The following is a 14,528-nucleotide window of genomic DNA, read 5'->3' as shown; positions in this document are numbered from 1 at the left end:
CGGCCTGCCGGGTGCCTTTTTTCCAGAGATGTCAGAAGACGACAGTAGTAGCTCCCCTGCGGAGCACAGTGAAAAGAAGCGCGGCTGGCTTGAACGCCTGACGTCCGCCTTCTCCGGCGAACCCCACACCCGCGACGAGCTGGTCGCGGTCCTGCACACCGCGCAGGAAGAGGGGCTGATCGCCGCCGATACCCTGAAGATGATGGAAGGCGCCATTTCGGTGGCCGAGCTGACCGTGGGCGACGTGATGATCTCGCGCTCGCAGATGGTCTCGCTGCCGGTCGAAGCGCCCTTCCTGGAGCTGATGAGGCAGGTGGTCGAATCCGGCCATTCGCGCTTCCCGGTCCACGGCGAGAACAAGGACGACATCCTGGGCATTCTGCTGGCCAAGGACCTGCTGCGCGGCGTGGTCGCCGACAACGGCCCGGCCAACGTGCGCGAGCTGCTGCGCCCGGCGGTGCTGATTCCGGAAGCGAAGAAGCTCAACGTGCTGTTGAAGGAATTCCGCCTGTCGCGCAACCACATGGCCATCGTGGTCGACGAGTACGGCGGTGTCGCCGGCCTGGTCACCATCGAGGACGTGCTGGAGCAGATCGTCGGCGAGATCGACGACGAGCATGACGAGGCCGAGGATCCGTCGGCGCAGATCGCCATCCAGTCCGACGGCCAGTACGTGGTCGATGCGCTGACCCCGATCGGCGACTTCAACGAGCGCTTTGGTGCCACCTTCTCCGACGAGGACTACGACACCATCGGTGGCCTGGTCACCGAGGCCGTGGGCCACCTGCCGGAAGTGGGCGACGAGCTGGCGCTGGATCGTTTCATGTTCCGCGTGGCCCGCGCCGATGCGCGCCGGGTGCAGGCCTTCCACGTGACCGTGCTGCCGCCGGACGCGCAGGACGACGCTTGAAGCGCGGTGCCCCCAACCTGGCACTGCGCCTGACGGTGTGGCTGGCACTGTGCGTGCTGGCCATGGTCCTGCCGCTGGCCGCCTCCGCGCAGCCGGTGGCAGCCACACCCGCACCTGCTGTACCCGTCGCCAGCGCCGAGGCTCCTGCCCCGCGCATCGGCGTAGTGACCATGCAGCCGGGCACGGTGTTCTTCGAGCGCTTCGGCCACGACGCCATCGTCGTGATCGATCCGGCCAGCGGCGAAGCGACCTCGTACAACTTCGGCTACTTCGATCCGTCCGAAGATGATTTCATCAGCCGCTTCGTGCGCGGCGACATGATGTATTACCTGGTGGCGCTGCCGCTGCAGCAGGACCTGTCGTACTACGACGAGACCGGCCGTGGCGCCAGCGTGCAGTGGCTGGACCTGCGCCCGGACCAGGCGCGAGCGCTGGCCGCCGACCTGGCCGAGCGGGCCAAGCCGGAAAACGCGCGCTACCACTACGATTACTACACCGCCAACTGCGCCACGATGGTGCGCGACACCGTGAACAAGGCGCTGGGCGGCGGCCTGCAATCGCAGCTGTCGGGGCGCTCGCGCGGCAATACCTATCGCAGTGAATCGGTGCGCCTGGCCTCGCCGGCAGCGTGGATGTGGCTGGGCTTCGACGTCGGCCTCGGGCCGTTCGCCGACCAGCCGCTGTCGCGCTGGCAGGAAGCCTTCGTGCCGATGCGCCTGGCCGATGCACTGCGCCAGGCACGCAACAGTGATGGGCGGCCGCTGGTGCAGTCCGAACAGGAGCTGTTGCCGCACCGCATCGACCCGGAACCGAAGGAATTCGCGCGCCGCTGGTGGCCGTGGCTGCTGTGCGGCCTGGTGATCGCCGCCGGCGTGCTGGCGCTGCGCAGCCGCCCGCGGCTGCTGGCCGGGCTGGCCCTGCCGTTCTGGCTGCTGTGTGCCATCGCCGGCAGCCTGCTGGTGTTCCTGTGGGGCTTCAGCACCCACTACGCCGCCTGGGCCAACCGCAACCTGCTGCTGCTTTCGCCGCTGGCGGTGCTGCTGCTGCCGGGCGCGATCGCCCTGCTGCGCCGGCGCGTGCCGGGCCGCATGTTCAGGATCGTGCTGTGGATGCTGGCGGTACAGGCCGTGGCCGCGCTGGTACTGCACTGGCTGAGCCTGCAGGCGCAGTACAACGTGCAGTGGATCGTGCTGCTGCTGCCGGTGCACGTGGCCCTGGCGTGGGTGCTGGGGCGTCGTCCTCACTTGTCCGAAACACGGCCCTGACGCACGATGGCGGGCATGTCATTGCCCGCCTCCGCTTCCGCACCTGCCTCGGCCAACCCCGCCTGCGTCATCAACTGCGTCCACTACGATGACGAGGGCAAACGCCACGACATCAGCCTGGACGCCATCAGCGATGTCATTGCCAGTGGCAACGGCTTCGTCTGGGTGGGCCTGTACGATCCCAACGACGATGTCCTGCTGAAACTGCAGGAGGAATTCTGCCTGCACGACCTGGCCATCGAGGATGCGCGCAACGCGCACCAGCGGCCCAAGGTCGAGACCTACGGCAATTCCCTGTTCGTGGTGGTGACCACCGCGCAGATGGTCGATGAGCGCATCCAGTACGGCGAGACCCACGCCTTCCTCGGTCCGCGCTTCCTGGTGACGGTGCGCCATGGTGCGTCGCTGTCCTACGCGCCGGTTCGCGCGCGCGTCGAGCGCGAGCCGCAACTGCTGAAGATGGGCCCGTCGTATTGCCTGTACGCGGTGACCGACTTCGTGGTCGACAACTACCTGCCGATCGTGCACCGCTTCCGCGACACCCTTGACCTGCTGGAAAAGGACATCTTCGCTGACAACTACAAGCGCAGCACGGTGGTGCGCCTGTACGAGCTCAAGCGCGAACTGAACAAGATGCGGATGGCAGTGGCGCCGCTGCAGGACGTGCTGGCGCAGCTGCGCCGCTACCAGGGCGATCTGATCCCCGACGAAGTGAAGCTGTACGTGCGCGACGTGCACGACCACGCCGTGCGCATCAGCGATGTGATCGACACCCTGCGCGAAATGCTGGGCACCGCGCTGAGCGTGAACCTGTCGCTGGTGACGCTGGCGCAGGGCGAGACGGTCAAGCGCCTCGGTGCATGGGCCGCACTGCTGGCCGCGCCGACGTTGATCACCAGCTGGTACGGCATGAACTTCAGCCACATGCCGGAGCTGAGTGAACCGTGGTCCTACCCGCTGATGATCGTCGGCGTAGGCGGCGTGTGCGTGGGGTTGTACCGGTTGTTCAAGCGCGCCAAGTGGCTGTAGAGCGTATCGACCAACGGTCGATACCCACCAAACCGGTAGGCCACGACCGTTGGTCGTGGCGCATGAGCCGTTTCTGGTAGTGCCGGCCGCTGGCCGGCAACCCAGCAATGCCGGCCAGCGGCCGGCACTACCGTTCGGCATCAAGCCACGTAGACGGTCTTGATGTTCATGAACTCATGGATGCCGTGGTCGGCCAGCTCGCGGCCGAAGCCAGACTGCTTGCTGCCACCGAACGGCAACCGCGCGTCACTCTTGACGATGGCGTTGACGAACGCGGCGCCACACTCCATCCGCTGGGCAAAGCCTTCGCCGCGCACCGGGTCGCGGGTCCACACGCTGCCGCCCAGGCCAAAGCGGGTGTCATTGGCCACGCGCAGCGCCTCGGCCTCGTCCTTGACCCGGATCACTGCGGCCGCCGGCCCGAACAGTTCCTCGTCGTACGCCGGCATCCCCGGACCCACCTGATCGAGCACCGTGGCCGGATAGCCGGCATGCGTGCCGGCAATCGGCTCACCACCGACCAGCACGCGCGCGCCCCTGGCCACGCTGGCCTGCACCTGCTTGTGCAGTTCGTCGCGCAGGTCGGCGCGGGCCATCGGCGCCAGCGTGGTACCACGCTCATCCGGATCGCCGTACTGGCGCTCGCCCGCCGCCTCAACGAAGCGACGGGTGAATTCATCGGCCACGGCATCGACCACGATGAAGCGCTTGGCTGCGATGCAGGTCTGGCCGCTGTTGTCGAAGCGTGATTTCACTGCCGCCGCCACGGTCTTGTCGAGGTCGGCATCGTCGAGCACCACGAAGGCATCACTGCCGCCGAGTTCCATCACCGACTTCTTCAGCTGGCTGCCGGCATTGGACGCGATCGAGCGCCCTGCCCGTTCGCTGCCGGTCAATGTCACCGCCTTCACCCGCGCGTCGCGCAGCACGTCGGCGGCCTGGTCGTTGTCGATGTGCAGCACATCGAACACGCCGTCCGGCAGGCCGCCGTCACGGCACACCGCCAGGATCAGGTCGGCGCACTGCGGCACGTTGCTGGCGTGCTTGAGCAGGGCCACGTTGCCGGCCATGAACGCCGGGGCAAGGAAACGGAACACCTGCCAGATCGGGAAATTCCACGGCATCACCGCGAACACGCAGCCGATCGGCTCGTAGCGCACGTAGCTGCGCTGGGCTTCGGTGTCGATCAGCTGTGGCTTGAGGTAGTCGGCGGCGTGGTCGGCGTAGTACTCGCAGGCAGCGGCACACTTGTCGACCTCGGCCAGCGCTTCGGCCTTGAGCTTGCCCATTTCATGGGTCATCGCCTGCTGCAGGTCGTCGCGGCGTGCGCGCAGCTGCGCGGCGATCTGGCGCAGGATGGCGCCCCGTTCCTGCAACGAGCGATCCGCCCAGCCCGGGAAGGCCTCGGCGGCAGCCTGCAGGCGCTGCTCGATATCGGCAGCGCCCATCAGTTCATGGCGGTAGGTCACCAGGCCGGTGGCCGGATCGACGATCTCGACGGTCATGGGGGATCTCCTTGAGGAAGACCCCCATTGTGCGCCGCCGGCCGTGAGCCGGATGTTGCCGGCGCTGTTGTTGCCGGCCCTGCCGGCAGACCTCAGCCGTTGTCCTGCCGCGCCAGCTGCAGGTCGCGCTGGCGCCGCTTCTCGGCGCGTGCATTGATGTACCAGCCGATCACCGCGGCGATCGATACCGCCGACACCAGCAGCGTTGCCAATGCATTGATCTTCGGGCTGATGCCCATGCGCACCGAGGCGAACACCTTCATCGGCAGCGTGGTCGAGCCCGGCGTGGCGACGAAGCTGGCCACCACCACATCATCCAGCGACAGGGTGAAGGCCAGCAGCCAGCCGGCCACGAGTGCCGGGGCGATGATCGGCAACGTGATGCGGCCGAACACGGTCAGCCGGCTGGCACCCAGGTCCATTGCCGCTTCTTCCAGCGAGAGATCCATTTCCTGCAGGCGCGAGGACACCACCACGGTGACGAAGCACAGGGTGAAGGTGACGTGCGCGATCCAGATGGTGGTCAGGCCGCGCGCCGGGAAACCGGGAATCGCGCCCATCGAGGCCAGCAGCGCCATCAGCGAGAAACCGAGGATGACGTCCGGCATCACCAGCGGTGCAGTGACCAGGGCGCCGAACAGCGGCTTGCCGCGGAAGCGCTTGAAGCGGGTCATCACCATCGCCGCCAGCGTGCCCAGCACGGTGGCGGTACAGGCGGTCCAGAACGCCACCACCAGGCTGGTCCACATCGCATCCATCAGCGCGCGGTCGGCGAACAGGTCGCTGTAGGCACGGGTGGAGAACCCGGCCCAGACCATCGCCAGCCGCGAGCTGTTGAACGAGTAGAACATCAGCAGCAGGATCGGCAGGTACAGGAAGGCGAAGCCGAGCAGCAGCACGCCCAGCCCCAGGCCCTTGGCGGTGCGCGGGCTCATGCCTGCTTTCCTTCCAGCAGGCGCTGCTGGGAACGGTTGAACAGCAGGATCGGCACCAGCAACAGCAGGATCATCGCCACCGCCATCGCCGAGGCGCCCGGCCAGTTGCGGTTGTTGAAGAACTCGTTCCACAGCTGGCGGCCGACCATCAGCGTCTCCGAGCCACCCAGCATTTCCGGGATCACGAATTCGCCGATCGCCGGAATCATCACCAGCATGCAGCCGGCGATGATGCCCGCCTTCGACAGCGGCAGGGTGATGCGCAGGAACGCCTGCCACGGCTTGGCGCCGAGGTCGTAGGCCGCTTCCAGCAGGCGGTGGTCGTGCTTGACCAGGTTGGCGTACAGCGGCAGCACCATGAACGGCAGGTAGCAGTAGACGATGCCGATGTAGGCGGCGGTCGGGGTGTCGATCAGCTGCAGCTTGGGCAGGCCCAGGCCGGTCATCAACGTCTGCAGGCCGGTGAACTGCAGGAACTGGTCAAGCAGGCCGTTGCGGTCCAGGATCGCCTTCCACGCATACACGCGGATCAGGAACGAGGTCCACGACGGCAGCACCACCAGCATCATCGCCACGTTGCGCGCGGCCGGCGAAAGGCGCGCGATGGCGTAGGCCATCGGGTAGCCGATCAGCAGGGTGAGGAAGGTGGAGATGGCCGCGATCTTGATCGAGCTCAGGAACGCCTGCGCATAGATCGAATCGCGGAACAGCGCCAGGTAGTTTTCCAGGTTCAGCTTCAGCGAGAAGCCGCCGTCCACGTACTGCAGCAGCCAGGTGTACGGCGGCGAGCCGACCCGGCTGAGCGAGAAGCTGATCATCAGCACGATCAGGAACGGCACCGCGAAGAACAGCAGCAGCCACAGGTACGGAATGCCGATCACCGTGGCACGCAGCCCCGGCAGCCAGCGCTTCAGGCCGGCGACGCTCATGAGGTCAGCACCACGCCATCGTTGTCGCGCCAGTGCACCCAAACGCTGTCGCCCCAGGTCAGGCCATCGCTGGCCCAGCGCTGCGAGTTGGCGAAGTTGGCCAGCACCTTGGCGCCGCTGGGCAGGCGCACGTGGTAGACCGAGTGGCTGCCGAAATAGGCGATGTCCTCGATCACGCCCTGTGCCTTGTTGGTGTGCCCTTCCGGCTCGTCCTTGCCGATCATCACCTTCTCCGGGCGCAGCGCGAACGCGACCGGCTGCCCTTCATAACCGGTGATGCCGTGGGCGATGTAGATCGGTGCCGGGAACAGCGGCGAGCGCACGGTCACGTACTCGGGCAGGTCCTCGTCGATCACCCCGTCGAACAGGTTGACCGAACCGATGAACTCGGCCACGAAGCGGTTGGCCGGCTGCTCATAGACCTCGTCGGGCTTGCCGACCTGCTGGATCCAGCCGGCATCCATCACCGCGATGCGGGTGGCCATGGTCATCGCTTCTTCCTGGTCGTGGGTGACCATCACGCAGGTCACGCCCGACGATTCGATGATGCTGACCAGTTCCAGCTGCATCTGCGAGCGCAGCTTCTTGTCCAGCGCGCCCATCGGCTCGTCCAGCAACAGCAGCTTCGGCCCCTTGGCCAGCGACCGCGCCAGCGCCACGCGCTGCTGCTGGCCACCGGACAGCTGGTGCGGCTTGCGCTTGCCCAGGTGGCCCATCTGCACCAGCTCCAGCATCTCGCCGACGCGCTTGCTGATCGCGTCCTTGGCCAGGCCATCCTGCTTCAGCCCGAAGGCGATGTTCTGCTCGACCGTCATGTGCGGGAACAGCGCATAGGACTGGAACATCATGTTGACCGGCCGCTGGTACGGCGGCAGCGCGTCCAGGCGCTGGCCATCGAGGGTGATGCTGCCCTTGGTGGGCGTCTCGAAGCCGCCCAGGCAGCGCAGCAGGGTCGACTTGCCACTGCCGGAGCCACCGAGCAGGGCAAAGATCTCGCCCTTGCGCACGTCCAGATTGACGTCGTCGACGGCGACGAAACCGTCGAATTCCTTGCGCAGGTCACGAATGGAGAGATAGCCGGGCGCACCCGTCGTGTCGACGACGGCGGCTACCGGCTGGGCTTCAACGGGCATGGGGGCTCCGGGAGCGGGCGGTGGACAGCGGCCGCCATTCTAACGGCCCGGGGGCGCAGGGGATATGACGGCAACAGGCGGGCGGGGCCGGTCGGGCCGCGCCTGCGCGGCCACTGCCCTTGCCGGGCAAGGCCCGCCTCCCTCCCGGGGAGCGGGCGCCGGGCATCGCCCGGCGCCGCCGGACTGGCTTATCGCCCGGTCTTCACCTCGGTCCACAGACGGGTGTAGAGCTTGTCGGTCTCCGGCGTGTTGATCGAATAGGTGAACATCTTCTCGGCCACATCGGCCGGCGGATAGATGGTCGGATCGGTACGGATCGCCTCGTCCACCAGCGGGGTCGCGGTCGGCACCGGGTTGGCGTAGTGGATGAAGTTGGTGTTGGCCGCGGCCACCTTCGGCTGCAGCAGGTAGTTGATGAACGCGTAGGCCGCTTCCGGGTGCTTGGCGTCCTTCGGGATCGCCAGCATGTCGAACCACTGCGGGGCGCCTTCCTTCGGGATCGAGTAGGCCACGTGCACGCCATTGCTGGCTTCCTCGGCACGGTCGCGGGCCTGGATGATGTCACCCGACCAGCCGACCACCAGGCAGGTACCGCCATTGGCCAGCGAGCCCACGTACTGCGAGGAGTGGAAATTCTGCACGTACGGACGGATCGACTTCAGCAGGTCGGCCGCCTTCTGCAGCTCGGCCGGGTCGGCGCTGTGCGGGTCCAGGCCCAGGTAGTGCAGCGCGATCGGGATCATGTCCGCCGGCGTGTCCAGGATGGTCACGCCGCAGTCCTTCATCTTGCTGATGTTTTCCGGCTTGAACACCAGGTCCCAGCTGCTGGCGATGTCGGCGCTGCCGCCGAAGCGCTGCTTCAGCATGTCCACGTTGTAGCCGATGCCGGTGGTGCCGATCATGTACGGCACGCCGTACTGGTTGCCCGGGTCCTGGGTGGCGATGCGCTTCATCACCGCCGGATCGAGGTTGGCCAGGTTCGGGATCTTGCTCTTGTCCAGCGGCAGGAACACGCCGGCCTGGATCTGACGCCCGAAGAAGTTCAGGGTCGGCACCACCACGTCGTAGCCGCTGTTGCCGGCCAGCAGCTTGGTCTCGACCATCTCATCGCTGTCGAACACATCGTAGGTCACCTTGATCCCGCTCTCCTTCTCGAAGGCCGGAATGGTGTCCTCGGCGATGTAATCGCTGTAGTTGTAGACGTTCAGGACCTGGCTGTCCTGCGCGCCACCTTTGCCACCGCCACAGGCGGCGAGCATGGCGGAGGCCAGGCCGAGCGTGAGGATACGCAGCTTCATCGGGTGCTCCAGAATGCGGGAAGGGGGGGCCGGCGGAGCCGGCAACGGGTGCCAGCCTACCCCCCGGCGGCGGATTTTTCTATTGCGGATGCTCAGACGTTCAGCAGCAGGAACTCGCGTTCCCACGAGCTGATGACACGGAAAAAGGTCTCGTATTCCTTGCGCTTGACCGAGATGTAGGCCCGGCAGAAACGCTCGCCCAGCAGCGCCTGCAGCGCGCCGCACTGTTCCAGGCCATCCAGCGCCTCGCCCAGCGAGCGCGGCAGGTTGTAGCCCAGTTCCTTGGCACTGCCGCTGACCGGTGCATCCGGTGCCAGGCGCTCGCGGATACCCAGCAGGCCACAGGCCAGGGTGGCCGCCATGGCCAGGTAGGGGTTGGCGTCGGAACCGGCAAAACGGCTTTCGACGCGCATGTTTTCCGGGGTATCCAGCGGCACCCGCAGGCCGCAGGTGCGGTTGTCGAACCCCCAGTGCACGTTGCTTGGTGAAACCTCGCCGAACACCAGCCGGCGGTAGGAATTCACGTTCGGCGCGAAGAAGGCCATGGCCATCGGCACATACTTCTGCAGGCCCGCCAGGTAGTGGGCGAACATGGGGCTGAAATCCTCGCCGCCATGCTCGCCACTGAACACGTTCTGGCCGTCGCTGATCCGTACCAGGCTCTGGTGGATGTGCATGGCGCTGCCCGGCTCGTTCTCCATCGGTTTGGCCAGGAAGGTGGCGTACACGCCGTGGCGCATCGCCGATTCGCGCATGGTGCGCTTGAACAGGAACACCTGGTCGGCCAGGTCCATCGCGTTGGCGTGGGTGAAATTGACCTCCAGCTGCGCCGCGCCGGACTCGTGGATCAGCGTGTCGACGTCCAGCTTCATCGCGTCGCAGTAGTCGTACATCAGGTCGAGGATCGGGTCGAACTCGTTGACCGCATCGATCGAGTAGGACTGGCGCGCCGTTTCCGGACGGCCCGAGCGGCCCGCCGGGGGCAGCAGCGGGAAATCCGGGTCGGTGTTCTTCTGCACCAGGAAGAACTCAAGTTCCGGTGCCACGACCGGGCGCAGGCCCAGTTCGGCATAGGCGTCCAGCACCCTGCGCAGCACGTTGCGCGGGGCCAGCTCGTGCGGTTCGCCGGTCTTGGTGTAGCAGTCGTGGATGATCTGCGCTGTCGGGTCGGTGGCCCAGGGCACCATGCGCACGGTGTCCGGGTCCGGACGCAGGATCATGTCCGAATCCGACGGCGAGGTCAGGTCGTAGTAATCGTCGGGGAACTCGCCGGTGACCGTAGTGGCGAAGATGCCTTCCGGCAAGCGCGTGCCGTAATCGTGCGAGAACTTGTCGGCGGGGATGATCTTGCCGCGCGCGTTGCCGGTGATGTCCGGCACCAGGCATTCGACCTCGGTGATCCGCCGCTCCTTCAGCCAGCGCAGCAGGCTGCTTTCCTGCGGTGCGGGGGGCGTGGCCGTCTTGCGCGGGCGCGTTCGGGAACTCATCGGGAATCCAGTCGGTTCTGTTGGTGCTGCCGGCAAGCTTGGCCGAACGCACGGAAAATAGCGTGATAGAACGGCGCCTGCATGACACGCCACTCCGGGTGCCACTGTACGCCGAGCACGAATCGATGATGCAGGCTGCGCGCCGCCTCGACCAGCCCGTCGTCGGCCACCGCCTCGACCTGCAGCCCCTGCGCCAGGCGGGCGATGCCCTGCCCATGCACCGAATTGACCTGCACGCGCTCGCCCTCGTACCACTGCGCCAGCCAGCCGTCTGCCGCCAGCGTGACCGCGTGGGCCGGGCCGTACTGCACCTCCACCGGCGCCTGCGGGTCCTCGCGATGGTCATCCAGGCCCGGCACCACGTGCACCTGCGGATGCAGGCTGCCGCCCAGTGCGACGTTCAACTCCTGGAAGCCGCGGCAGATCGCCAGCACCGGCAGGTCCAGCGCCAGCGCCTCCTGCAGCAGCGCGAAGGCGTTGGCATCACGCGCCGGATCATGCGGATTGCCCGGCCAGCTGCGGCCGCCTTCATAGTGCTGTGGTTCGATGTTGCTGACCGCCCCGGTCAACAGCAGGCCATCGAGCCCCTGCAGCCAGTCACTGGCCGGCAACGGCGGCTGCAGGCTCGGCAACACCAGCGGGGTGACGCTGGCCGCCTCGACCAGCGCGCGCACGTACTTCTCGCCGGCCACTGCGAAACGGTGATGGCCGAGCACGGTACTGTCGGTGGGCAGGCCCACCCAGGGCAGGCGGCGCATGGAAAACTCCTTGGCGTATGGACACGTTACCCGTCGCCCGACGAACGCGGCAAGTCATCACCGTCACACCATGGCCGTCATCCATCGGCGAAACTACGCGGGTGAACACCGGTCACCCTCCCCCACTCCGACCATCCGCGCCGCAAGCGCGAGGCCTGCAGTGAGCGCTGCCTTCCCACCCAGCTGGTACGCCGCCAGCCTGCCCGAACCACCCGCGCTGCCCGCGCTGCGGGGCGATGTGCAGGCCGATGTAGCCGTGCTTGGCGCCGGCTATACCGGCCTGACCGCGGCACTGGAACTGGCGGCACGGGGCCAGCGGGTGGTCCTGCTGGAAGCACAGCGGATCGGCTGGGGCGCCTCCGGGCGCAACGGCGGGCAGGCGCTGGTTGGCTACGGCTGCGAGGTGGATGAGCTGGAGCGCCAGCTCGGCCGCGACGATGCCCGCCGCCTGTTCGACTGGTCGCGCGATGCCGTGCAGGCGATGCGCACGCGCATCGACCGCCATGGCATCGATTGCCACTGGGTGGAAGGCCACGCCAGCGTCGCCATCCGCGAGCGTCACGAGCGTGATCTGCGCGCCAACTGCGAGCACCTGCAGCGCCACTACGACTACCCCATGCAGTGGTGGGACCGTGACACCCTGCATGCGCAGCTGGACAGCCCGCGCTACCGCGCCGCGATGTTCGACCCGCTCAGCGCGCACCTTCAGCCGCTGGCCTATGCACGTGGCCTGGCCGATGCAGCACGTGCGGCCGGGGTGGTCATCCACGAGGATTCGCCCGTGGTGCGCATCCAGCGCGGCTCCCAACCCGCGCTGCACACGGCGCAGGGCAGCGTGCGCGCCGCGCAGCTGATGGTGGCCGGCAACGCCTGGCTGCAGGGCCTGCTGCCCGAGCTGGAGCGGCGGATCATGCCGGTCGGCACCTATATCGGTGCCAGCGCGCCACTGGGTGCGCAGCGCGCCCGCGCCCTGATCGGCAACAACATGGCCGTGGCCGACACCGCCTGGGCACTGGACTATTTCCGCCTCAGCCACGACCACCGCCTGCTGTTCGGCGGCCGCGCCAGTTATTCGGCCCTGCCCCCGCCCGGGCTGCACGGGGTGATGCAGCGGCGCATGCACCAGGTCTTCCCGCAACTGGCCGACGTGCCGCTGGAACAGGTCTGGGGCGGCTACGTGGACATTACCCGCAACCGCGCCCCGCACTGGGGCCGGCTGGATGGCAACCTGTACTTCGCGCAGGGGTTCTCGGGGCATGGCGTGGCCGCCGCCGGGCTGGCTGGCGAGGTCATCGCCGCCGCCATTGCGGGGCAGAGCGAGCGCCTGGACGTGTTCCAGCGCCTGCGGCATGCCCCCTTCCCGGGAGGGCGGTTGCTGCGGATGCCGCTGCTGGTGGCGGCGATGTCGTGGTACAAGCTGCGGGATGCGTTGTGGTAGCGGAACCCTTCCCAGCCACATAATCGGTGCAGGAGCTGGGGGAGCACGTGGATGCGGTGGTGGAAGGACGGCCTGCAGGTGAGGATACGGGTCAGCCCCGAGGGGCTGGCACTGGCGCTGCTCTATGCCTTCGCCTGCTGGGGCGCGCGCAAGCTGTCACTGGACCAGTTCTTCCTGCCTGCTGGCGTACGGGTGGCCGCACTGCTGCTGTGCCCGCCCCGGCTCTGGCCTTATCTGCTGATCGGTGAATACGCCTACTTCGCGCATCTACGCATCCCCCTGATCAGCAAATACAACCTGACCTGGGTGATCCTCGCCTCGGTGTTCCTGATGCCTGCCGTGATGCTGATCGTGCGGCTGCACCGGAAGCTGCTGGCACGCACCACGATCGTCGGCGTGATCTCCATTGCGGCATGCGCCGCGATGGTCATCAGCCTGCTGAACCTGGGGATCTCGTACCTGCTCTGGGAACCGTTGCACAACGCGTCATTCATCACCAACCTGCTGCGCTATGCGCTGGGCGACTTCACCGGCATCCTGATCCTGGCGCCTCTGGCTCTGCTGTGGATCCGCCGGGCCGAGGAAGAATGGACGGTCCGGTCCATTGCTGCCGTGGCAGGAGCACTCGCAGCCATGCTTGTCGTTGGCCTGCAGGCGACTCCGGTGTCTGCCTCGATCACGGTGCCTGGCTCACTGCAGTTGCTGTTAATCCTGCCTATTCCCGCGATCGCCCTGACCTGCCTGCTGGGATGGCGCGGTGCGGCCATCGGTGTCGCCGCCGTGAACATGATGCTTGGCCTGAGCGCCCCTGCCGACCATCCGACGGCATTCGACCCGGCCACGTTCGCTACCCAGCAGGCCATGGCCATCGCCAGCATCGCCCTGCTGCTGCTGGGCGCGCGCATCACCCACTTCCAGAGCCAGCATCGGTTGCGCGAGGACGATGGCAGAGCAGCCCTGCTGCTTGCGCGGAACTCACACCTGGCCAGCGAGATGGACCTGCGTGAGCGTGCGGCCCATCTGCGCCAACTGGGCGATGGCATGGACCTGTCGCTGAACGAAATGGTGAACTGGCTGCATGCGCAGGGCCATCACGCTGTCGCAGACAGCCTGCGGCATACCTCGGAGGTGCATTCACGCCTGTTCCGGGCCCAGGCCAGCATGATCTATCCCGCCGCCCTGGAACGGCTGGGCCTGTACGTGGCCTTGCAGGCGGGTGGAGTGCGTGAGGCATGGAACGCCACGCATCGAATCGGGCAACCCAGGTTGATGGGTGACCCCTGCGCGCTCGGGGTAGGCTTGCAGCTTGCGGCCTACCGGCTTGTAGTTGATGCGGTATCACTTCTACTGAGATGCGAATCCGGACAGATTTCGGTCAGCATCCGCTGTGGATGTTTCGCCCGGAATCCGGGTGTATTCATCTGCGTAGCCCTCGTGGGTCGGAACGAATCTTTGGGAATCCGGACCACGGAACTGGCAAATGAGCAGTTGCTGGGCCGAATTCTTGTGCATGGTGGCCACATGGACATGAGTGGCAACAGACTCAGGATCGTATTGACGGAAGCGCGGGGAGGTTCCAGCCAGGCGAGCGCTACCGAAGCTTTGGGGGGACGTACATCCTCCATTGACCCAGGCGCTCCGCGGGCCGCAACCTGACTTCCTCATAGAAACGAGATGCAGATCACTACTCGAAGGTGATCTTTGTTCGGCACCGCCTTGCCCCCCCGCCAAGGCGGTCCAGCTCGTGTGATTGCGCGCCCGTGCTTCTATGGATACTGTCACCCAATGGCGCGTTCAAACAAGCAATGGGGCCGCCGCCATGTCACGAGCATTGGAGGCTT

Annotated in this window: 12 protein-coding genes; 5 read left to right on the top strand and 7 right to left on the bottom strand. The window is 66.7% G+C overall.

The genetic code is table 11. The annotated features are described in order from the left end of the window. The first annotated feature begins 28 nt into the window (after positions 1 to 28). The 3 genes from VN11_RS07295 to VN11_RS07285 all read left to right on the top strand — a co-directional run bounded on the left by VN11_RS07295 (position 29) and on the right by VN11_RS07285 (position 3,204). Positions 29 to 910 (top strand): HlyC/CorC family transporter, encoded by an 882-nt coding sequence (locus VN11_RS07295; protein ID WP_053449270.1) that lies wholly within the window; start codon positions 29 to 31, stop codon positions 908 to 910. Between the two features lie 62 nt (positions 911 to 972). Further along, complete coding sequence (locus VN11_RS07290) at positions 973 to 2,175, top strand: DUF4105 domain-containing protein (RefSeq protein ID WP_053451273.1); 1,203 nt, start codon at positions 973 to 975, stop codon at positions 2,173 to 2,175. 6 nt (positions 2,176 to 2,181) lie between these two features. After that, positions 2,182 to 3,204, top strand: a complete 1,023-nt coding sequence (locus VN11_RS07285; RefSeq protein WP_014036582.1) for a magnesium and cobalt transport protein CorA — start codon at positions 2,182 to 2,184, stop codon at positions 3,202 to 3,204. Between the two features lie 140 nt (positions 3,205 to 3,344). Here the strand turns inward: VN11_RS07285 and VN11_RS07280 are convergent, their stop codons facing one another. From VN11_RS07280 to VN11_RS07250, 7 genes are all read right to left on the bottom strand, one after another. Beyond that, a complete protein-coding gene (locus VN11_RS07280) occupies positions 3,345 to 4,709 on the bottom strand; it encodes an NAD-dependent succinate-semialdehyde dehydrogenase (protein ID WP_053449269.1) in 1,365 nt (454 codons plus the stop codon). Positions 4,710 to 4,801: 92 nt separating this feature from the next. Continuing rightward, entirely contained in the window at positions 4,802 to 5,644 is an 843-nt protein-coding gene (locus tag VN11_RS07275) for an ABC transporter permease subunit (protein ID WP_004151945.1), read from the bottom strand. Beyond that, complete coding sequence (locus tag VN11_RS07270) at positions 5,641 to 6,573, bottom strand: ABC transporter permease subunit (RefSeq protein WP_053449268.1); 933 nt, start codon at positions 6,571 to 6,573, stop codon at positions 5,641 to 5,643. The genes VN11_RS07275 and VN11_RS07270 overlap by 4 nt, the downstream gene beginning before the upstream one ends. Further along, positions 6,570 to 7,706 carry an ABC transporter ATP-binding protein gene (locus tag VN11_RS07265; protein WP_053449267.1) on the bottom strand — a complete coding sequence of 379 codons (1,137 nt, stop codon included), beginning with the start codon at positions 7,704 to 7,706 and terminating at the stop codon, positions 6,570 to 6,572. The genes VN11_RS07270 and VN11_RS07265 overlap by 4 nt, the downstream gene beginning before the upstream one ends. A gap of 188 nt (positions 7,707 to 7,894) precedes the next feature. After that, on the bottom strand, positions 7,895 to 9,004 hold the full coding sequence (locus VN11_RS07260) for a polyamine ABC transporter substrate-binding protein (protein ID WP_053449266.1): 1,110 nt from the start codon (positions 9,002 to 9,004) through the stop codon (positions 7,895 to 7,897). A gap of 92 nt (positions 9,005 to 9,096) precedes the next feature. Continuing rightward, positions 9,097 to 10,491, bottom strand: a complete 1,395-nt coding sequence (locus VN11_RS07255; protein ID WP_006429229.1) for a glutamine synthetase family protein — start codon at positions 10,489 to 10,491, stop codon at positions 9,097 to 9,099. Continuing rightward, positions 10,488 to 11,249, bottom strand: coding sequence for a gamma-glutamyl-gamma-aminobutyrate hydrolase family protein (locus tag VN11_RS07250; RefSeq protein ID WP_053449265.1), 762 nt, complete (start codon positions 11,247 to 11,249; stop codon positions 10,488 to 10,490). Before VN11_RS07250 ends, VN11_RS07255 begins: the two co-directional genes overlap by 4 nt. Before the next feature lie 160 nt (positions 11,250 to 11,409). On the opposite strand from VN11_RS07250, the gene VN11_RS07245 reads away from it, so the two are divergent. Both VN11_RS07245 and VN11_RS07240 read left to right on the top strand, forming a co-directional pair. Beyond that, positions 11,410 to 12,687: an NAD(P)/FAD-dependent oxidoreductase gene (locus VN11_RS07245; RefSeq protein ID WP_053449264.1), complete on the top strand. Its 1,278-nt coding sequence runs from the start codon at positions 11,410 to 11,412 to the stop codon at positions 12,685 to 12,687. Positions 12,688 to 12,738: 51 nt separating this feature from the next. Beyond that, complete coding sequence (locus VN11_RS07240) at positions 12,739 to 14,343, top strand: MASE1 domain-containing protein (RefSeq protein WP_053449263.1); 1,605 nt, start codon at positions 12,739 to 12,741, stop codon at positions 14,341 to 14,343. The last annotated feature ends 185 nt before the right edge of the window (positions 14,344 to 14,528 follow it).

Origin of the sequence: Stenotrophomonas maltophilia (genome assembly GCF_001274595.1) — a bacterium.
GTDB lineage: Bacteria > Pseudomonadota > Gammaproteobacteria > Xanthomonadales > Xanthomonadaceae > Stenotrophomonas > Stenotrophomonas forensis.
This window is presented reverse-complemented; position numbering and strand designations above follow the sequence as displayed.

Bases quoted from the DNA above. Each gene is read 5' to 3' on its own strand.
- VN11_RS07295 (WP_053449270.1), top strand. From the start codon at position 29: ATGTCAGAAGACGACAGTAGTAGCTCCCCTGCGGAGCACAGTGAAAAG.
- VN11_RS07290 (WP_053451273.1), top strand. From the start codon at position 973: ATGGTCCTGCCGCTGGCCGCCTCCGCGCAGCCGGTGGCAGCCACACCC.
- VN11_RS07285 (WP_014036582.1), top strand. From the start codon at position 2,182: ATGGCGGGCATGTCATTGCCCGCCTCCGCTTCCGCACCTGCCTCGGCC.
- VN11_RS07280 (WP_053449269.1), bottom strand. From the start codon at position 4,709: ATGACCGTCGAGATCGTCGATCCGGCCACCGGCCTGGTGACCTACCGC.
- VN11_RS07275 (WP_004151945.1), bottom strand. From the start codon at position 5,644: ATGAGCCCGCGCACCGCCAAGGGCCTGGGGCTGGGCGTGCTGCTGCTC.
- VN11_RS07270 (WP_053449268.1), bottom strand. From the start codon at position 6,573: ATGAGCGTCGCCGGCCTGAAGCGCTGGCTGCCGGGGCTGCGTGCCACG.
- VN11_RS07265 (WP_053449267.1), bottom strand. From the start codon at position 7,706: ATGCCCGTTGAAGCCCAGCCGGTAGCCGCCGTCGTCGACACGACGGGT.
- VN11_RS07260 (WP_053449266.1), bottom strand. From the start codon at position 9,004: ATGAAGCTGCGTATCCTCACGCTCGGCCTGGCCTCCGCCATGCTCGCC.
- VN11_RS07255 (WP_006429229.1), bottom strand. From the start codon at position 10,491: ATGAGTTCCCGAACGCGCCCGCGCAAGACGGCCACGCCCCCCGCACCG.
- VN11_RS07250 (WP_053449265.1), bottom strand. From the start codon at position 11,249: ATGCGCCGCCTGCCCTGGGTGGGCCTGCCCACCGACAGTACCGTGCTC.
- VN11_RS07240 (WP_053449263.1), top strand. From the start codon at position 12,739: ATGCGGTGGTGGAAGGACGGCCTGCAGGTGAGGATACGGGTCAGCCCC.